The 16,261-nt window shown below is 44.8% G+C and carries 26 protein-coding genes and 2 pseudogenes; 23 read left to right on the forward strand and 5 right to left on the reverse strand.

Translation table 11 applies throughout. The annotated features are described in order from the left end of the window. Nucleotides 1–62 precede the first annotated feature (62 nt). From N39L_RS27515 to N39L_RS27555, 9 genes and pseudogenes are all read left to right on the forward strand, one after another. A complete protein-coding gene (locus N39L_RS27515; RefSeq protein ID WP_014276951.1) occupies nucleotides 63–1,499 on the forward strand; it encodes a hypothetical protein in 1,437 nt (478 codons plus the stop codon). A gap of 187 nt (nucleotides 1,500–1,686) precedes the next feature. Continuing rightward, a complete protein-coding gene (locus tag N39L_RS27520; RefSeq protein WP_014276952.1) occupies nucleotides 1,687–1,881 on the forward strand; it encodes a hypothetical protein in 195 nt (64 codons plus the stop codon). Nucleotides 1,882–1,887: 6 nt separating this feature from the next. Next, complete coding sequence (locus N39L_RS27525; protein ID WP_014276953.1) at nucleotides 1,888–3,093, forward strand: HEAT repeat domain-containing protein; 1,206 nt, start codon at nucleotides 1,888–1,890, stop codon at nucleotides 3,091–3,093. A gap of 66 nt (nucleotides 3,094–3,159) precedes the next feature. Continuing rightward, nucleotides 3,160–4,203, forward strand: a complete 1,044-nt coding sequence (locus tag N39L_RS27530) for a HEAT repeat domain-containing protein (RefSeq protein WP_014276954.1) — start codon at nucleotides 3,160–3,162, stop codon at nucleotides 4,201–4,203. Further along, nucleotides 4,131–4,844 carry an NACHT C-terminal alpha/beta 1 domain-containing protein gene (locus N39L_RS27535; protein ID WP_050856799.1) on the forward strand — a complete coding sequence of 238 codons (714 nt, stop codon included), beginning with the start codon at nucleotides 4,131–4,133 and terminating at the stop codon, nucleotides 4,842–4,844. Before N39L_RS27530 ends, N39L_RS27535 begins: the two co-directional genes overlap by 73 nt. A 78-nt stretch (nucleotides 4,845–4,922) precedes the next feature. Next, nucleotides 4,923–6,113: pseudogene (locus N39L_RS27540) on the forward strand (RNA-guided endonuclease InsQ/TnpB family protein). Between the two features lie 73 nt (nucleotides 6,114–6,186). Then, nucleotides 6,187–6,501, forward strand: a complete 315-nt coding sequence (locus N39L_RS27545) for a hypothetical protein (RefSeq protein ID WP_006615788.1) — start codon at nucleotides 6,187–6,189, stop codon at nucleotides 6,499–6,501. Beyond that, the gene (locus tag N39L_RS27550) at nucleotides 6,489–6,719 is read left to right on the forward strand and encodes a hypothetical protein (RefSeq protein ID WP_006615789.1); all 231 of its coding nucleotides are present in this window, start codon (nucleotides 6,489–6,491) and stop codon (nucleotides 6,717–6,719) included. The genes N39L_RS27545 and N39L_RS27550 overlap by 13 nt, the downstream gene beginning before the upstream one ends. A 32-nt stretch (nucleotides 6,720–6,751) precedes the next feature. Then, nucleotides 6,752–6,856 (forward strand): annotated as a pseudogene (locus N39L_RS27555) (NACHT C-terminal alpha/beta 1 domain-containing protein); the annotation flags it as partial. Nucleotides 6,857–6,876: 20 nt separating this feature from the next. Here the strand turns inward: N39L_RS27555 and N39L_RS27560 are convergent. Both N39L_RS27560 and N39L_RS27565 read right to left on the reverse strand, forming a co-directional pair. Next, nucleotides 6,877–7,143, reverse strand: coding sequence for a type II toxin-antitoxin system RelE/ParE family toxin (locus N39L_RS27560; protein ID WP_006615780.1), 267 nt, complete (start codon nucleotides 7,141–7,143; stop codon nucleotides 6,877–6,879). A gap of 2 nt (nucleotides 7,144–7,145) precedes the next feature. Then, nucleotides 7,146–7,355: a hypothetical protein gene (locus N39L_RS27565; protein WP_197535915.1), complete on the reverse strand. Its 210-nt coding sequence runs from the start codon at nucleotides 7,353–7,355 to the stop codon at nucleotides 7,146–7,148. 135 nt (nucleotides 7,356–7,490) lie between these two features. Here N39L_RS27565 and N39L_RS27570 point away from each other — a divergent pair, with 135 nt between their 5' ends. The 3 genes from N39L_RS27570 to N39L_RS27580 all read left to right on the forward strand — a co-directional run bounded on the left by N39L_RS27570 (nucleotide 7,491) and on the right by N39L_RS27580 (nucleotide 8,360). Beyond that, nucleotides 7,491–7,748 (forward strand): NACHT C-terminal alpha/beta 1 domain-containing protein, encoded by a 258-nt coding sequence (locus N39L_RS27570; protein WP_373869273.1) that lies wholly within the window; start codon nucleotides 7,491–7,493, stop codon nucleotides 7,746–7,748. 86 nt (nucleotides 7,749–7,834) lie between these two features. Next, nucleotides 7,835–8,026 carry a hypothetical protein gene (locus N39L_RS27575; protein ID WP_006615844.1) on the forward strand — a complete coding sequence of 64 codons (192 nt, stop codon included), beginning with the start codon at nucleotides 7,835–7,837 and terminating at the stop codon, nucleotides 8,024–8,026. After that, nucleotides 8,019–8,360 carry a type II toxin-antitoxin system PemK/MazF family toxin gene (locus N39L_RS27580; protein WP_006615845.1) on the forward strand — a complete coding sequence of 114 codons (342 nt, stop codon included), beginning with the start codon at nucleotides 8,019–8,021 and terminating at the stop codon, nucleotides 8,358–8,360. Before N39L_RS27575 ends, N39L_RS27580 begins: the two co-directional genes overlap by 8 nt. Before the next feature lie 61 nt (nucleotides 8,361–8,421). Here N39L_RS27580 and N39L_RS27585 read toward each other — a convergent pair whose 3' ends face one another. Continuing rightward, nucleotides 8,422–8,580: a hypothetical protein gene (locus N39L_RS27585; protein ID WP_014276958.1), complete on the reverse strand. Its 159-nt coding sequence runs from the start codon at nucleotides 8,578–8,580 to the stop codon at nucleotides 8,422–8,424. On the opposite strand from N39L_RS27585, the gene N39L_RS27590 reads away from it, so the two are divergent. Then, the gene (locus tag N39L_RS27590) at nucleotides 8,544–8,702 is read left to right on the forward strand and encodes a hypothetical protein (RefSeq protein WP_410223546.1); all 159 of its coding nucleotides are present in this window, start codon (nucleotides 8,544–8,546) and stop codon (nucleotides 8,700–8,702) included. The two genes, N39L_RS27585 and N39L_RS27590, sit on opposite strands and share 37 nt — an antisense overlap. 47 nt (nucleotides 8,703–8,749) lie before the next feature. Here the strand turns inward: N39L_RS27590 and vapC are convergent, their stop codons facing one another. Together vapC and N39L_RS27600 are read right to left on the reverse strand one after the other, a co-directional pair. After that, nucleotides 8,750–9,157 (reverse strand): type II toxin-antitoxin system VapC family toxin, encoded by a 408-nt coding sequence (gene vapC / locus N39L_RS27595; protein ID WP_006615889.1) that lies wholly within the window; start codon nucleotides 9,155–9,157, stop codon nucleotides 8,750–8,752. Next, entirely contained in the window at nucleotides 9,144–9,356 is a 213-nt protein-coding gene (locus tag N39L_RS27600; RefSeq protein WP_006615890.1) for a type II toxin-antitoxin system VapB family antitoxin, read from the reverse strand. Before N39L_RS27600 ends, vapC begins: the two co-directional genes overlap by 14 nt. A gap of 465 nt (nucleotides 9,357–9,821) precedes the next feature. Here N39L_RS27600 and N39L_RS27605 point away from each other — a divergent pair, with 465 nt between their 5' ends. From N39L_RS27605 to N39L_RS27650, 10 genes are all read left to right on the forward strand, one after another. Next, nucleotides 9,822–10,028, forward strand: coding sequence for a hypothetical protein (locus N39L_RS27605; RefSeq protein WP_014276959.1), 207 nt, complete (start codon nucleotides 9,822–9,824; stop codon nucleotides 10,026–10,028). After that, nucleotides 10,012–10,461, forward strand: a complete 450-nt coding sequence (locus tag N39L_RS27610) for a type II toxin-antitoxin system VapC family toxin (protein WP_014276960.1) — start codon at nucleotides 10,012–10,014, stop codon at nucleotides 10,459–10,461. Before N39L_RS27605 ends, N39L_RS27610 begins: the two co-directional genes overlap by 17 nt. A gap of 302 nt (nucleotides 10,462–10,763) precedes the next feature. After that, nucleotides 10,764–11,297 (forward strand): hypothetical protein, encoded by a 534-nt coding sequence (locus N39L_RS27615; RefSeq protein ID WP_006616224.1) that lies wholly within the window; start codon nucleotides 10,764–10,766, stop codon nucleotides 11,295–11,297. 21 nt (nucleotides 11,298–11,318) lie between these two features. After that, on the forward strand, nucleotides 11,319–11,429 hold the full coding sequence (locus N39L_RS27620) for an NACHT C-terminal alpha/beta 1 domain-containing protein (RefSeq protein ID WP_410223547.1): 111 nt from the start codon (nucleotides 11,319–11,321) through the stop codon (nucleotides 11,427–11,429). 880 nt (nucleotides 11,430–12,309) lie between these two features. After that, on the forward strand, nucleotides 12,310–12,534 hold the full coding sequence (locus N39L_RS27625; protein WP_014275364.1) for a reverse transcriptase N-terminal domain-containing protein: 225 nt from the start codon (nucleotides 12,310–12,312) through the stop codon (nucleotides 12,532–12,534). Between the two features lie 21 nt (nucleotides 12,535–12,555). Beyond that, the gene (locus N39L_RS27630; RefSeq protein WP_014276724.1) at nucleotides 12,556–12,777 is read left to right on the forward strand and encodes a hypothetical protein; all 222 of its coding nucleotides are present in this window, start codon (nucleotides 12,556–12,558) and stop codon (nucleotides 12,775–12,777) included. Further along, complete coding sequence (locus N39L_RS27635; protein ID WP_014276961.1) at nucleotides 12,737–14,131, forward strand: group II intron reverse transcriptase; 1,395 nt, start codon at nucleotides 12,737–12,739, stop codon at nucleotides 14,129–14,131. Before N39L_RS27630 ends, N39L_RS27635 begins: the two co-directional genes overlap by 41 nt. A gap of 73 nt (nucleotides 14,132–14,204) precedes the next feature. Continuing rightward, nucleotides 14,205–14,372, forward strand: a complete 168-nt coding sequence (locus N39L_RS27640) for a hypothetical protein (RefSeq protein ID WP_006615937.1) — start codon at nucleotides 14,205–14,207, stop codon at nucleotides 14,370–14,372. 5 nt (nucleotides 14,373–14,377) lie between these two features. After that, a complete protein-coding gene (locus tag N39L_RS27645; RefSeq protein ID WP_172973494.1) occupies nucleotides 14,378–14,785 on the forward strand; it encodes a pepsin/retropepsin-like aspartic protease family protein in 408 nt (135 codons plus the stop codon). Between the two features lie 934 nt (nucleotides 14,786–15,719). Further along, nucleotides 15,720–15,890, forward strand: a complete 171-nt coding sequence (locus N39L_RS27650) for a hypothetical protein (RefSeq protein WP_167538952.1) — start codon at nucleotides 15,720–15,722, stop codon at nucleotides 15,888–15,890. Nucleotides 15,891–16,261: the final 371 nt, after the last annotated feature.

Genomic DNA, 16,261 nt, shown 5'->3' on the forward strand with positions numbered 1-16,261 from the left:
TCCTATTCTACCGTTACTTAGGTGTTACTCAAAACCATAGCAGAGTAACAAGTGAGTAAAAAATGAGTAACGATATCAATACCCCTACAGTAGGGGGAAAGGGTAACTATGACGGGGGCTATGCTAGGTTCCTCAAGGCCTATCAGGATTTTAAGGGTGAGTGTCCTAGGGGGGTAACTCTCAAACTTCAAAAGACCGGGGTTAGGTACAATCTCTTATTGCAGTTTAAGCAACCACCAACCGGAAAACGACTACCCAAAACGGCTAACCTTGAGTGTACTCCAGAAGGGGTGATAGACGGCGTTAAGAAAGCTAAGTTGGTATCTGAAGCCCTGGGAACTATCAGCAGCGCTAGTGAGTTCTGGGATTGGTACGATAAAACCATCCTAGGGAAAAATCAGATTGAGGATAATCTGATAACCTACCGGGAAATATTTCAACAACTGGAAGATGGGTATTTTGCCGGGTACAACCGCAACACAGGACGACCGCGTTCTCGCGATATTGTCAGTGACCTATCATCTTACGAGGCTACTAAAGGAATATATTTCAGGCTGTTCCCTAACTGGGATGAATATCCTAGCTGGGAGAGTTTCAAGGCTATGCTATACACTCCCTTGCAGAATGGAGAACAATTAGTAGGCTCCAAAACCTTCAAGGAACGTTACTACATCTTAAAAGCCATAGCTGAGAAATCACCTAACAAAGAACACTTGCTTAAACAGCTTGAGCCTATTAACGCCAAACAAACACAATTCAAAAAGAAACAACGGATAGGCATCGATGCCTTTAAAGATTGGTGGTATAGCGCTAAACAAAAAGCCTATACCATTAAAAGCAATACAGTAAGCAATAACCGCCATAGTTGGTTATGGGTGACGGGTATGGCAGTAATGTATGGGTTAAGGCCTACCGAGATAGCTGCGGCCGTTAATCTAACTAAGCCATTTGTAACGGATGATGGTATCACTATCAAAGCACTGTCAGACCCTGATAATCAGGATAATTACTTGGTGCTAGGTGACTATGTTTACTTTACTGACTCAGAAGGTCGGAAAGTGAGTATTAAAATAGGAGGAAGGGTTGTAGCTCCAATTCCCAGTCCTGAAATGTTTAAACTTCTGGAATTGAAACAGCCGTTGTTACCAGAATATAGCCCTAAAAAAGGCGTTCAACCCAGAACCATAACCGGAGGTTTTGACACAAGGTTTACTCAAAAAATTTCCTCTATGAAATGCCCGGTAACCCAGAAATATGCTTTTCGTAGACTGTACAACCTGTTAGGTGAAAAGTATGGATTACCTATCGAGTTGCGAGCTAGACTTATGGGTCATAGCACAATCGTCAATGAGAGTAACTATAAAACAAAAGGGATTGACGCTACCTTAGAAGTTATCGAAGGATGCTCTAAGTTACCTATACCGTTGAACGTAGCCATAGAACGGTTAGCAGCGTTAGGGGTTGATCTTGATAGCTCTGAAGCTAAATTATTCCTTTGAGTTATCTATCAGATAGATTAATCTAATCGTCAACCTTTCATAAATTAATGCCCCTAGATTAAACCCCTAGGGGTTATTTTATGGCTACAGATTGATAGATCCTGCTATGGTTTTGAGTAACACCTAAGTAACGGTAGAATAGGAGTTGTAGGCTATGTAGCCGCAGTTTATCCGGAGGTGGTTTCCGGTGGAAGCTGACGCGGAGTCGTTGTGGTCACAGTTGCAGGCGACAGGGAAGGAACGGATTAAGGATTTATGCCGCAATCCCCTGCGGTTAACCTTGTTATGTGCGACTTGGAAGGTGGAGAATGCGCTACCGGAAACGATGGCGGAGTTGTATGAGATTTTTGTGAACTTTATTTATAACTGGAAGGGAGAATAATTTTTATTGACAGATGAGGAAAAGGATAAATTAACAAATGAGCAAAAAGATAAATTACTAGATAAGATAAAAAATGATTTGAATGCAACTTTAGGAAAGTTGGAAAAAGTATCCCTCGATGGTGAAGTAAGCCGCTTTCGGTTAACCCATCGGTTGGTACGTCAATACTTGGGTAAACGGGAGGCTAAAAGTTCTCTGTTAAACAGAGCGTTAAAGTTGGGTTGGTTGAATGAGGTGGGGGTGGCAGCGGAAAAGCCCCGTGAGAAGGTCTATGGGTTTTATCATGCGACGTTTCAGGAGTATTTTGCAGCGTTGGCGGTGGAGGATTGGGATTATTTTCTGCCGAAGGATCATTGCGATCGTCCGGTGGAGGGGAAGCGGTATCGGATTTTTGAACCGCAGTGGAAGCAGGTGATTTTGTTGTGGTTCGGACGTGAGGATATTAAGGCTAAGGCTGAGGAGAATGAGAAGGAGAAGGAGGAGTTTATTCGTGCGTTGGTTGAGTTTGAGGATGCTTGTGGAGAGTGGAACTTTGACAAAGTAGATAGAGGATTTTATGAATACCAAGCAAATTTCATAGCTGCTGCTGCAATTAATGAATTTAAGGCTTGTTCCCGGGCAGATGAGATTGTGCGGCAGGTTGTGAGGTGGGGATTCGGTTATTTTAATACTGAAAAACAAGAATGGCGGACTTTTTTAGATCCGATCAAAGAAGCGGCGAGAGAGGTGATACCACAAACCATTAGACCCTTGGCGATCGCTGTATTGATCGAAATTATCCGCATGACTAAGAATGAAGATACCCGTAGGAAGGCGGTAGAGAGTTTAGAGCAAATCGACCCGGGAAATCCCAAGGCGATCGCTGGATTGCTCGAAGTTATCCGCACAACTGATTCTAAATATACCCAGTACCAGGTGATAGAGAGTTTAGATAAAATCGACCCGGGAAATCCAGAGGCAATCGCTGTGTTGCTTGAAATTATCCGGCGCCCTACTAAGGATGAATTGACCCGTTCGGGGGCGACATGGACTTTAAGAGAAATTGGACAAGGACATCCAGAGGCGATCGCTGGCTTGCTTGAAATTATCCGCACTACTGAGGATGAATGGACCCGTAGGCAGGCAGTAGATGGTTTAGGGGGAATCGGACAAGGAAATCCCGATGCGATCGCTCGCTTGCTTGAAATTATCCGCACTACTGAGGATGAATGAACCTGTAGGGAGGCAGTAGAGAGTTTAGGAAAAATCGGACAGGGAAATCCCAAGGCGATCGCTGGATTGCTCGAAGTTATCCGCACCACTGATTCTAAATATACCCAGTACCAGGTGATAGAGAGTTTAGATAAAATCGACCCGGGAACAGGGAACCCGCAGGCGATCGCTGTATTGCTCGACATTATCCGCACCACTGAGAATGAAGATACCCGTTGGAAGTCGGCAGAAATTTTGGGGAAAATCGACCCTGGAAATGCCGAGGTGATTGCTGGGTTTTTCCAATTTATTCGCACGACTAAGGATTTTTTGAGATTGATTGATTTACACGGAATCATAAAAGGAAATCCTGAGCTCATCACTGGGTTAGTCAAATTTATCCACACCACTCAAGATGAATGGGCCAGTGGGGAAGCGGCTAATAGTTTAGGGCAAATCGTACAAGGAAATTCCGAGTCCATCGGTCAGTTGATCGAGATTATCCGCAACACCACTGAAGATGACTATATTCGTTGTCAGGCGGCTAATAGTTTAGGGAAAATCGACCCGGGAAATCCAGAGGCGATCGCGGCCTTAGAAGAAATCTTATGGGATGCTGGGGCTGATAAGTACACCCGTGGGCGAGCAGCCGAGAGTTTAGGGGAAATCGCCCCAGGGAACCCGCAGGCGATCGCCGCCTTAGTGGAAATCTTACGGGATGCTGGTGCTGATGATTCCACCCGTAGGCAAGCAGCCGAGAGTTTAGGGGAAATCGACCCGGGAAATCCAGAGGCGATCGCTGTCTTAGAGGAAATCTTACGGGATGCTGGTGCTGATGATTTCACCCGTTGGCGAGCAGCCAATAGTTTAGAAACAATCGCCCCAGGGAACCCGCAGGCGATCGCCGCATTAGAGGAAATCTTACGGGATGCTGGTGCTGATAATGACATCCGTAGCCGAGCAGCTTGGAGTTTAGGGGAAATCGCCCCAGGGAATCAGCAGGCGATCGCCGCATTAGAGGAAATCTTACGGGATGCTGGAGCTGATGATGACACCCGTTGGCTAGCAGCCGAGAGTTTAGAGAAAATACTCACCACACGCAACACTATGCAGGAGTCGTCTCCGCCTTAAAAGACTGCCTCAGCGATGAAGTTTATCAAAACAACTTTAAGCAATTTAATGAATGCTACGAACTCATCTGGAACTGTGCCGAAAACCTCCCCTATCCCGATTTTTATCAAGCCTGGCATCATCCCCCCACCACCCCCCATCCCGAAATCACCGAACAAACCCCCCATAACAGCGAAACAACCTTCGCCCCCATCAACCTCCCCCAAGCCCTACAACACCAGCCCATCCTCATCCTCAACGCCCAACCCCTCGCCAACGAAACCCGGGAAGGGGAAATCGCCCTCACCCTCAGCGAACTCATCTGGGATACCACCTGTCCCGACGAAGACCCCCCGGAACCCACAACCCCCGCCCAACTGCGCCGCGCCCTTAAACAACTGCAACGCCGCCAACTCCTCCCCCACCGCGCCCTCCTCCTCACCGACTGCGAACATCCCACCCCGGAACTCATCAGCTTCTGCGCAAAACTCACCGGGGTCATTGCCATTGCCATCCTCACCGAGGACCCCCTAGACGCGCCCTTAAAAGGCTTTCCCCCCAATAAGCGCGAATCTGATATCCGCCATTGCAACCTGGTTAGCAGAACTTTAACAAAATGTTGCGGAATTCCCCTTCCTCGCTTGCAGGGAGGGGATGAATAGCAACCAATAAACAAACTGAGCGATAGCGAATCCTCGGATGATCAGCTACAATGTTATCGGCAACAGCAAATAAAGATAATGTATAAGGCGTACAAGTATCGCATCTACCCAACCGACGACCAAAAAGCATCTCTCGCCAAGGCGTTTGGATGCTGTCGTTGGTATTGGAATTTGGCACTCAACCTATGCCAAGAAACATATCTCAAGACAGGCAAAGGATTATCTCGTGGATATATCCAGGGTCTGTTACCAGGGTTAAAAAAGAAATACCCTTGGCTAACGGATGCCTATTCCCAGTCTTTGCAAGTTGTTGCTCTCAATCTTTCCACTGCCTACAAAAACTTCTTTGAGAAGCGGGCGCAATTGCCCCGTTTCAAGTCAAAGCATGGTCGGCAGTCATTAAGTTATCCCGCCAACGTTAAGTTTGAGGGAGACTATATCAAACTACCTGGGAAGATCGGGCTAGTATACTGCAACTGTCATCGAAAATTTGAAGGGATAATTAAAACTGTAACTGTCTCTAAAAATTCTAATGGATATTATTACGCTTAGGTATTGGTGGATGATGGGAAAGAAACTCCGAGTCAGTCTACCGAAGGTAAAGCGGTTGGCATTGACGTTGGATTGACTCATTTCGCCATTACCAGTGATGGGTCAAAGTATGATAATCCCCGTCATGGCGACAAACATCACCGTAACCTTAAACGCCAACAACAAAAACTATCCCGCAAGCAAAAGGGGAGTCAGAATAGAACTAAAGCCAAACAAAAAGTAGCTAAGGTTTATAGCAAGACTGCCCGTTGCCGTGAGGACTTTCTACACAAACTATCCCGCCAGATAGTCAACGAAAACCAAGTTATTGCTGTAGAGAATCTGAATGTAAAAGGGATGGTAAGAAACCCCAAACTAGCCAAGGCGATTAGTGATGTAGGCTGGGGAATGTTTACCACAATGCTTAAATATAAAGCGGAGTGGGAAGGAAAAACTTATATTGAGGTTGACCGTTTCTTTGCATCCTCTAAAACCTGTCACGTTTGCCTCAACCGAGTAGATAGTTTGTCGTTAGATATTCGTCAATGGCAATGTCAACATTGTGGGACTTGCCATGAGCGAGATGTCAATGCGGCACAAAATATCAGAAATGAAGCCTTGCGGATATTGTCGTTGGGAACCAGCGATACTGCCTGGGTCGGGAGTGTAAGACAACCTGGCAAAACATCGGTTTTGTTGGATGCAGTTCCCGTTGAATCAGGAAGCCCCATGCTCTAGGGCGGCAGGGTGGGGTAGTTCACACAGCCAGAACCGCTAAAATATCAATAAGCCCTAGCCCAATTGCCCACAGATGGAACCAATCGTTAAATTCATTGTTTCTACACCCCTAGGGTTTACAGTCCGCACCACCGAAAACTACTGGCAAACATTGCTGATCAAACATCCCGATATTACCCATTTTGAAACTGAAATTCAGCAAACCCTGAATCAACCCGATGCCATTCACCAAAGTCAGCGCGATATTAACGTTTTGCTATTTTATCGCACCATCAAAGCACAAAGATGGCTAGTTGCTGTTGCTCGGCGTTTAAATGGCGAGGGTTACTTGATTACCGCTTACCAAACTGATGCAATAAAAAACGGAGCGAAATTATGGCCCAAATAAAAGTATTTTACGAACCCGAAACCGAACTTTTAACCATTTTTTGGAAATCTCCCCGTCCCAATCAAATTGCGACCGAACTTGAGAACGATATTATCCTGTTTAAAGATGGAGATACCCATGAACCCATTGGCATCGAAGTCTTGTCCTATCGTCCTGGAGATGATCGCATCAGTGGCATCTCCCTAGAACTCGGTCAACAAAATCTTGTTAATACCTGAAAAAAATCAACCGAACTCACATCCAAGCAAAAATCGCATTTCTCACCGACGAACCCCTAGAAGCGCCGTTAAAAGGCTTTCCCCCCAATCAACCGAATCTGATATCTGCTATTGAAACCTGGGTAGAGGAGATTTGAGAAACAGAGTTTTTAACCCCTTAATAAACTTCGTCATGGCTGCCGAAATCAACAAAAATAGCCTTGTTATCTTCTGTAAGATAAAATAATACTCTCACGTCGTAATCTACAGTGAAACTCCATAAATCCTTCAGTTTTCCTGATAGCTTATGGGTTCTTAAGCTCGGATCGTAAGGGTCTGACGTAAATATTTCTAGTTTTTGCCAAAATTTTGACTCTAAGTTTTCATTCCCTTTAAGCATTTTTTGTAAAGCCCGTTTAAAAGCCGAACTGAAACTAACTTCCATGATTATTCATCAATCAGTTGTTTCAATTCGTCAATCTGGTTAGAAAACTTGAGGTTTCCTTGTTGTTGTTCTTTCTGGGCTGCTTGGAAACTCTCATAAATCTTATCGCGACGTTCTTCACGGAGATACTGCTGCAACAATGATTGAATTTCTTCTTTTTCATTAGTAGAAAGACTTTTAATTCCTTCAACTATATCATTAAATGTCATCATTGACGAAGCCTCACGGTACTCAATCACCTTTAATGATATTCTACTTCACCACTTAGCGGCACCCCCCACCACACCCCATCCTGAGACACCCCATGTCCCGACGAAGACCCCCCGGAACCCAAAACCCCCGCCCAACTGCGCCGCGCCCTCAAACCACTGCAACGCCGCCAACTCCTCCCCCACCGCGCCCTCCTCCTCACGGACTGTGAACATCCCACCCCAGAAGCGATCGCCTTTTGCCAAAAACTGACCGGGGTAATTGCGTTCCGGAAGCGTCTGGGTAGGAGAATCGCATTTCTCACCTCAGAACCCCTAGAAGCGCCGTTAAAAGGCTTTCCCCCCAATCAACCGAATCTGATATCGGCGATCGAAACCTGGTTAGGGGAGATTTAAGTAACTGGGGTTCTGCCTGAAACTTAGGATAAAATTGGAATTGACCTTGAAACCTGATTTTGGGTAACGAAGCGGACTGAACTGTTATGAATACCCTAGCTCAAGAAATTCTCAAAAACTTTGATGAGTTGCCGAAGACAGAACAACAGGCGATCGCAGCAGAAATACTCAAGCGAGTTATCAATTTTGACGTTCCCCCTTTGACCGATGAGGATTTAGTCCTCAATGCAGAAGAACTATTTTTAGCCTTAGATGAGCAAGAAGCAGATTATGAGTAGTCCTAACCGGGGAGAAGTCTGGCTTGTCGATTTAGGTTACACCGCCAAGGTTAGGCCCTGTCTTGTGGTGAGTATTCCTGCCCTCATGCAGGATAGAGCATTAACAACATTGATTCCCCACACCACCAGTCCTAGAGGTTCACGTTTTGAAGTTGAGATTAAAACCCGGTTTCTCAAACCCGGAGTTTTCGACGTACAAAACCTGATTACCATTCCTCATGCAAAACTTCTGAAAAAATTAGGTGAATTAGATCCAGAGCAGTTGTCACAAATTGAAACAATTTTACGCTTATGGTTAGACTTAGAAAGCACGGATACTGAACCCAAAACATAGCCTCTCTCGCAGAGGAAAATCCCCCGGAACCCGCCACCCCTCCGGAAATGCGATCGCCACCTCAAAACCCTAAAACGCGCCCCACCTCCTCCCCCACGGAGCCATCCTCTTCGGCGGCGAATTTCCACCCGGACTCAACCCACCCCAAAAGCGATCGCCTTTTGCCAAAAACTGACGGGGGTAATTGCGATCCGGAAGCGTCTGGGTAGGAGAATCGCATTTCTCACCGACGACCCCCTAGAAGCGCCGTTAAAAGGCTTTCCCCCCAATCAACGGAATCTGATATCGGCGTTCCGGAAGCGTCTGGGTAGGAGAATCGAAACCTGGTTAGGGGAGATTTGAGGATTGGCATTTTTTAGGTTAGAATAGGGTTAGAGGAGAGTTGATAATTAATTATTGTCAGGTCGAAAGCGTAAACTATTAAGGCTGGTTGCCGTTGCAATTGTCTCAAAATCACGGTCATTATGAATTAAGATCAACTGATGTGCGATCGCCAGTTGAGCAATACAACAATCAATACTACTTCTAACCGTTAATCCCTGTCGTTGTAAATCGTAATAAATTCGGGCAGCCGCGACCCAAGTATTAGGAGTTGGTTCGATATAGTCTTGGTCTTGCAGATAGGTTTCTAATAACCTCCACTCCCGTTCATATCGGCAACCTTGCAACAGTTCCATTTGAGTAAATCGGCTCAAAAAAATGGGTTGCTCCTTAATAATTTCTGATAAAGATTGACCAACTGTACCAGTCTTGTCTCGGAAAACAGCAATCCAAACTGATGTATCAATCAAAAACATTCCGGTTTAACCGTAAGGCTTTATAGTCGTAATCTGTTGAGAATTGAATCTGTCCACTCAAATCGAGTAAATTTCGTTTTTTGCGGTTTTTGACTAACTCGGATAAAGCCAAGTTAATTAATTCTTGTTCTGTCTGAATATTGGTTAAGCGCAATCCTTCTTTCACCAATTCTTCATTGAGTTCGATGGACTTTTTCATCGCTAGTGGTTGATTTTATGTTCAGATTTATTGTCGTGCCGATTTACTTATATTAACATTTTTCTGACTCAATGTCCCCCTGATTTGGAAAATCACTTGTACCGAGGAAGACCTCGCCGGAAATGCGATCGCCACCTCAAAACCCTAAAACGCGCCCCACCTCCTCCCCCACCGTGCCATCCTCTTAGGTAGCGAAACCGTTTCCACCCCGACCCAACCCACCCCAGAAGCGATCGCTTCGGCGTTGACCTAGGAGAGCACGATTTCTCACCTCAGAATCCCTAGAAGCGCCGTTAAAAGGCTTTCCGCCGAATCAAGGGAATCTGATATAGGCGTTCCGGAAGTGTCTGGGTAGGAGAATCGAAACCTGGTTAGAGGAGATTTAAGCAGCCAAGAAACCCGGTTTCTGACCCTTAGCACCAAAATTAGCTAAAATGTCAACAACCCCTAGCCCCCAACTCAAAAATGACTCAAACTCTTGATATCACCGGACTCACCCCAGAACAAATCGAGCAAATTCACAAGATGATAGAAACTTTTAAAACTATTAATCAACAGCAGAAACAATCAACCCGAGAAAATATCTCAGAATCAGACTTGAATTCCTTGTTTTTTGCCAGCGAAATTCTCCAGCCCTTTAATCGGACGATGCTTTATGGCAGGGGAAGCTAAACGAATTTATCTGGATACGAATATCCTCGCTTATGTTGCTAATACCAAAGCCCCTCAACACAAAGCCGCTTTAGAAATATTTAGACCCACCGAAAGGGAAATTTTGTGTGTCTCATCGCAGGTTTTAGCGGAATTTTACTCCTATATTACTAATCCCGCTATTTTAGCCACGCCTTTACAGCCAACGGAAGCAATTATCCGCATTAACCGGATTTGTCAGATGCCCCATATCTGTCTACTTTCAACTCCGGTGGATTTGTTTGAACGTTGGATCGGTTTATTGGCAGAAAGACCTGTAAGCAATGGAGGTGTTTTTGATTTACTGCACATTGGGATTATGTTAGCCCATGATGTTACCACAATCTACACTTTTAACATCAAAGACTTTTCTTGGTGTTCTCAAATTGAGGCGATCGCTCCGAGTCACCGTTAATCAACCCACCCCAGAAGCGATCGCTTCGGCGTTGACCTAGGAGAATCGCCTTTTGTCTGACGGGGGTAATTGCCGTTAAAAGGGTTTCCGCCTAATCAACCGAATCTGATATAGTAGTCCTAAATCAGTCGTGGAAGACGATGGCGGCTCCTTTCTCGTTGGCGGCCCAGAACATCCGAGGGGATATCGGGTGAGGTACAAATCATTTAGGATGGCTATATCCGCCATTGAAACCGGGTTAGGGAAGATTTGAGCATCCAAAACTGTTAAAATATTAGCAAACCCTAGCCTTCAGCTAAAACATGGAATCAATTGTTAAATTTATTGTTTCTACTCCCCTAGGGTTCACCGTCCGCACCACCGAAAGCTACTGGCAAACATTGCTTATCAAGCATCCTGATATTACTGATTATGAAACTGAAATTCAGCAAACCCTTAATCAACCCGATGCCATTTACCAAAGTCAGCGCGATATTGATGTCTTGCTATTTTATCGCACCCTCAAAGCCAAAAGGTGGCTGGTTGCCGTTGCACGGCGTTTAAATGGAGAGGGTTACTTGATTACAGCTTACCAAACTGATGCCATCAAAACACCGAGCAAAATTATGGCTCAAATAAAAGTCTTTTACGAACCAGAAACCGAGCTGTTAACCATTTTTTGGCAATCTCCCCGCCCTAACCAAATTGCTACGGAACTTGGGAACGATATTATCCTTTTCAAAGATGGAGACACCAATGAACCCATTGGCATTGAAGTGTTATCCTACCGCCCCCGAGACGATCGCATTAGTGGCATCTCCCTAGAACTCGGCCAACAAAACCTTATTAAAACCTAAAAAAATCCACTGCACTCAAATCTGAGCGAAAATTACCTCACCTCAGAACCCCTAGAAGCCCCCTTAAAAGGCTTTCCCCCCAATCAACGGAATCTGATATCTGCCATTGAAACCTGGTTAGGGGAGATTTGAGCAGCCAAGAAACCGGGTTTATCCCTGAAACTTGAGATCAAATCAAAACTATACCAGCCCAACCATTGTCCAAATCACCATAACCCAATTTATGATGACACTTACAGAATTGCTCCCCGCCATCGAGCAACTGTCACCCATTGACAAAATTAAACTAATTGTGCGAGACGTTCAGGCATGAAATAGGGTTGAAATACCTGAAATAACCGCCTGGTGGGGACTTAAACCCCTTGGTTGAATATAAGGAGATCTCTCCTGACCATCCTCATAACTGTTTATATGTCCCAACATTCGGTATAGAAATATACCAAATAAGGCAGGGAACCCCAGGTCAAAACGAACTAACTCATACAAATTCCTATAGGAAGCCCAGAAATGGATAAGTAAAGTTAGGAAATTAGGGTAACGGCGATAGCCACCCCCAATTTTGGGAACCACAACCCCAGGATTGAAGCGGGGAACGGAAGGCTCCGAGGTGGAACCTAACACCAGAATCGAGACCACTGCCAACCATCCATGATTAGGGAAACCGAATGTCCGGCTTGAACCATCGTAAGAATTAAGTAGCGAAAAATAGGTTGATACGCTGCACTCAAAAGAGTAAGGGGAAAAGTAGGAGCTTCGTTAGACTACCTACACAGACCTTTAAAAGTACCCCGGTGGAAAGGACAAATCTAAAGATGGAATGCCCATATAAACGGAACGTTTTAACCCCTCTTAGGCTCTGATAATCTGGTCGAGAAAGTCAGTAGTGAAAGTGTAAGCGTAAGCCTATTAGGGGGTGAGATGTGACCAGAAGCCAACGCCCGACTGTAATGGTAGGGATATGCTAACGGGTCACGGTTTGATTGTAAAGAAATAGAGTCAAGTAGGTGTACAAATGGCGATAGCGAGTTTAAAGAAAGGATTTGGGAAATCAAAACCAATCAAGACTACGAACAACGCATGGAAGGCAATCCCATGGACTAAGGTTCAACGGAAAGTTTTCAAGCTCCAAAAGAGTATATTTCAAGCAGCTAAATCGGGACAAGATGCAAAAGCCAGAAGGTGGCAACGTCTATTGGTGAAATCATACTATGCCCGGCTCTTAGCAGTGCGGCTGTAGGGGCGGGTTCCACGGTCAGCCATGCTTCCCAACAGTCAGCTTAATAAACCCGCCCCCCAAGCGGGTCAAGGCAGGAAAACAGCTGGTGTTGATGGAGTAAGAGTAATCTCTCCAAGACAAAGGTTTGAACTGGTCAAGAACATTAAAGGAAATCTCAAAGCAAAACCACTGCGACGGGTTTGGATTCCAAAACCTGGTAGGGATGAAAAAAGCTGGAATAGGAATACCCACAATCCAAGATAGAGCAAGGCAAGCCTTGGTTAAGTCGGCTCTCGAACCTGAATGGGAATCGAGATTTGAAGGAACTAGCTATGGGTTCAGACCAGGCAGGTCAGCCCAAGATGCAATAAGCAGGATTTACAATGCCATTAAGATTGGACAATACTATGTCCTTGATGCAGATATAGCGAAATGTTTCGACCGAATAAACCATGATTACCTACTGTCCAAAATTGATTGTCCAAGCAGCCTAAAAAGAGACATGAAACAATGGCTCAAAGCGGGAGTGCTAGATAATGGTGTATTCGAGGATACAGAAACAGGGACACCCCAGGGAGGGGTAATTAGTCCAATACTCGCCAACATCGCACTGTTGGGGATGGGTAGGTTAATAGGAAAAATGTATCCAAATAATACCAACAGCAAACCATTTGCCACGGTCATACGATATGCCGATGATTTTGTAGTCATATCCAAAGACTTAGGAATCATTGAACAGTGCAAAACTGCTATTTATGAATGGCTAAAGCCTGTTGGATTAGAGATTAAACCTGAAAAAACTCGAGTCTGCCACACACTCAAATCTATTGAGTATAATGGCAAAGCAGAAAAACCCGGATTTGATTTCTTAGGATTCAATATTAGGCAATACCCAGTAGGAAAATACAAAACTGGAAAAACAGGGGGACATAAGAGCAGATTAATCGGACATAAAACTCTCATAAAACCCAGCCAAAAAGCAGTTGCCCACACTGAAGTGATTAAGGGTGTAATTAAACAACATAAAAATGCGCCCCAGGCAGCCCTGATTAGTAGACTAAACCCAATCATAAGAGGATGGGCAAACTATTATTCAGCGGTAGTCTCAAAAGAGACCTTCACTAAGCTAGACAATATAATCTGGCAAATGTTACGGGCATGGACAGGATCAAGATGCGGAAAGGCAAGTTACGAAAAGCTAAGTAATTATTTCAGACATGGAACAATTAAACTTAGCAATGGGAAAGAAAGACACGAAAATTGGCTGTTCCAAACCAAAGATGGGTTACATCTGTTCAATCACAATTGGACTCCAATTATCAGACATACCCTAATACGCCCTGACGCAACACTTTATGACGGAAATTGGACTTACTGGGCAACCAGAAAAGGACAAGCAATCGACACGCCAACTAGGGTAGCAAAACTACTCAAAAAACCAAAAGGTAGATGTACCTGGTGTGGGCAATTCTTTACTCCATCAGACTTAATTGAAGTAGACCACATTGTACCTAGAAGCCAAGGTGGAAAGGATGAATACAAAAATCTTCAATTATTACATCGCCATTGTCACGATGATAAAACAGCTCTTGATAAAGAGACAATGCTGTGCTCATAACAAAGAGACAGTCAGACTAGGAGCCGTATGAGGTGAAAGTCTCAAGTACGGTTTTGAATGGGAGGGGATGGAGGTGACTCCATTCTCGACCCCTTCTCGTTTACTGGCTGAAGAAATGGAATCACGAGCCGAAATTTCACCTTTAGAACCCGGTAAAACCTATGATTTGCCTACTCCATATAATACTTTTGGGGCTGGGGCGATTCTCATGCAGGCAATAGATTCCAGTGAGGAGGTTTGATGACCATGAGATTTCGCTACTCAACCACTGATTCATCCCAAAACGAATTTGAGAGTCTGCCACGAATCCCCATTATTTGGCGGCGAGAAAGTCATAGGATTGAAGCCGTGGGATTAGTTGACAGTGGTGCAACTATCAATGTCATGCCATATAATATGGGGCTACAACTAGGGGCTATTTGGGCAGACAACAAATCCATGATTCAACTAACTGGTAACTTAGGGAGCCAACCAGCACTACCTTTGTTGGCAATGGCTCAAATCGGCGATATTGCACCGATTCAGTTAGCGTTTGCCTGGACCAAAAATATTAATACACCTCTAATTCTAGGACAGACAAACTTTTTGATGGAATTTGATCTGTGTTTCTACCGTTCCCAGATGGAATTCGAGGTGAAACCTAAATCTCTGTAAGAAACCCGGTTTCTGCGACAGTTTCACCTACAAATCAGAGATTTTGCTACCAACTCTGTTTCTCAAATTTTATGTTAAAATATCCTTTTTTTTAAATACTAGAGGCAAATTATCGCTGGTCATCTTCTAAGATTTGTCAAGCAAGTTCAGCCATTTCATTTGGCGCGAGCCGCATAAATTAACACTCCAGCATCAACAAAAGTTCGGATCATGATTAGCCTGCATATCCTCCACACCGTTCCACTTTTTCTTGTTCGATTTCTTCTGGCGTTAACAAGGGGATGCCCGATTCTATAATTTCTTGGCGGATTTTTCTTAACTTTGCTCCAAGCGGAGAACTGGGTTTAGTCGGTTTAAGCCTTTGATGAATAAAGTCAATAAAAGCGAGAACTTGTTGCTGTTGTTCAGGGTCTAAACGCTGCCATTTTTCTCATAAATTTTGGGTAGTCATTTGGCTTTATTCCTGATTTTAGGCTCTGATTAATTGTAGTATAGCCTGACTTGCGATCGCCACCTCAAAACCCTAAAACGCGCCCCACCTCCTCCCCCACAGTGCCATCCTCTTTAGCGGCGAATTTTCACCCCGACAAAACCCACCCCAAAAGCGATCGCTTCGGCGTTGACCTAGGAGAGTACGATTTCTCACCTCAGAACCCCTAAAAGCGCCGTTAAAAGGCTTTCCGCCGAATCAAGGGAATCTGATATAGGCGATCGCTTCGGCGTTGACCTGGGAGAATCGAAACTTGGTTAGGGGAGCATGATTTAATCTCAAATTAGGTTAATATTTTAGGGCAATATGGTATAATAAGCGATAAGTGCGAGACGTTTAGGAGTCAAATAAGGCTGCAATGCCTGAAATAACCTCCTAGTGGGACTTGCACCCCTTGGTGGAATATAAGGGATTCGCACCCCTGACCATCCCATAACTGTTTATATGTCCCGACGCTTGGAGAAATCTAAGCAAGGCAGGGGACTCAAGGTCATAAACCAACTGAGAAATCAGGGCGTTGAGAGTAACGGCGATAGCCACCCCCAGTTTGAGGAATCACAACCCGTCAGATTGAAGCGGGGAACGGAAGGCGTGAGGGAAACCTATTCCCAATAATCCGACCACTGCCAACCATCCATGACTAAGGAAATCTGAATGTTCCGGCTTGAACCATCGTAATTATTAAGTAGCGAAATAGGTTGATACGCTGCGCTCAAAAGAGCAAGGGGAAAAGTAGGAGTTTTCATCCACTACCTACACAGACCTTTAAAATTACCCCGGTGGACAGGACAAGTCTAAAGATGGAATGCCCGTATAAACGGAACGTTTAAACCCCTCATAGGTTCTCAGCAGGATGTAACTGCACAGTAGTGAAAAGTGTAAGCGTATGCCTTTAAGGGGAAAGGATGTGACTGAAAGCTAATGCCTAACTGTAATGGTTAGGATATGCCCACTAGTCACGGTGTGGATATAGAGACTGCGACAAA

The sequence above is a fragment of the Limnospira platensis NIES-39 genome (assembly GCF_026000695.1).
In the GTDB taxonomy this organism is placed as follows: Bacteria; Cyanobacteriota; Cyanobacteriia; order Cyanobacteriales; family Microcoleaceae; genus Limnospira; species Limnospira platensis.